2 pseudogenes are annotated in these 1,509 nt (G+C 38.5%); one reads left to right on the top strand and one right to left on the bottom strand.

Going from position 1 to position 1,509, the window contains the following annotated elements:
- Nucleotides 1-641 precede the first annotated feature (641 nt).
- A pseudogene (locus O9332_RS11235) lies at nt 642-1,361 on the top strand (IS1 family transposase).
- Between the two features lie 47 nt (nt 1,362-1,408).
- Here O9332_RS11235 and O9332_RS28400 read toward each other — a convergent pair.
- Nucleotides 1,409-1,509 (bottom strand): annotated as a pseudogene (locus O9332_RS28400) (IS200/IS605 family transposase); the annotation flags it as partial.

Raw genomic sequence — 1,509 nt, 5'->3', positions numbered from 1 at the left:
TTCTGGGACTTTTTCTCTGAAAATTAGGTAATTGACCAGATGAGAATCGGTAAAACCCTACACCCCACACCCCACACCCCACACCCTGTCCCCACGAAAAACTTTTTCAGCAGACCCTAATTAGGGGTCTCAAGACCCCCCCTAGCGGCCACCGAGAAAACCTTCACCAGCTAAGTATTTTTACTCAAGTCTCTGGAGGGGGACAGCTTATGTGACAGTTGAGGGTGCGGAATGTGGGTTTCAGGGAAAAAGTGCCTAAATTTCCCCCCGATCACTCCCATATCCAGTACTTTTTGATTGCCAAATTGATTGACCTTATGGATTGCATGATTTAAGCTGTGTGAGTTAGATCACTCAGGTAGTCGCAAAACTCAAGTTTGAATTGTGCCTATGATTCCCGTTTTGTCACCATTTTCAAAAGTACAGGCGATCGCCGTAACAAGAACCGACGGTAGTGATCCGATAGTAGTGGCGTAGCTCTCTTGCTTATCTAGCCTGAGTTGTGTAGAATATTTACTAATAAAAATAATTACCTGACAAATGTCAAGAATTTGCTTTTTATGATTGCTGTTTTTATCAATATCTTCTCTTGGATCATTAAACTTTGGTTGGATGGCGATGAAGATTTAGAACAGAATCTTCTGACAAAAGATTCACAAGCTTCAATATTTAGTTGTCCTAAATGTGGTTCTTGCCATACCATCAAAAATGGTTCTACACATAATGGCAAACCGAAACGTAAGGGTAAAAATTGTGGTCAACCGTTGGTAATTAATCCTAGTCATAAAACCGTCTCTAACGAAACCCAAAAATTAATAAATCTCCTGCTACTAGAAAGAATTTCTCTGCGAGGAATTGCTAGAGTAACTGGAGTGAGTTGGTCATGTTTACAAAACTATCTTAATAATAAATTTAACCAATTTCCTCGCCAGGTATAGGTAACAGACAAACCTAAAGGCAAATTAATCATAGAATTGGATGAGTTATAGTCATTATTATTTTGTAATAAAATTTAGGTATATATTTGGTTAGCTATCGATAGAACTACCCGAGAAATAATTGGTTGTTATTTAGGAGATAGAAGCCGTAAATCAGCTAAAAAGCTCTGGAAAAGTCTCCCATGAGTTTATCGACAATGTGCTGTTGCTTACACAGACTTTTGGGAGTTATATAAGACAGTAATTCCTCGTAAAAGTCATCGGGCAGTAGGTAAAGAAACTGGTCAAACTAATCCTATTGAAAGATTAAACAATACTCTTCGACAAAGAATTTCTAGATTGGTCAGACAGAGTCTATCGTTCTCCAAAAAAATGGATAATCATATCGGGGCTATCTGGTATTTCATCTTCCACCATCGATAAAAATCTATGAATGAACTACCCCGCCGCAAGCGGACGGGGTATCAGAATCAAAATAGACTCAATTGTAGATTTTGGTGTAGCTGCAGGTATTCTTTATCTTGTTCTTTTACATATCTCGCTATCATACCTTCATCCCCATGCTTTCCTA

Origin of the sequence: Microcystis sp. LE19-10.1B (assembly GCF_027530565.1) — a bacterium.
GTDB lineage: Bacteria > Cyanobacteriota > Cyanobacteriia > Cyanobacteriales > Microcystaceae > Microcystis > Microcystis aeruginosa.
This window is presented reverse-complemented; position numbering and strand designations above follow the sequence as displayed.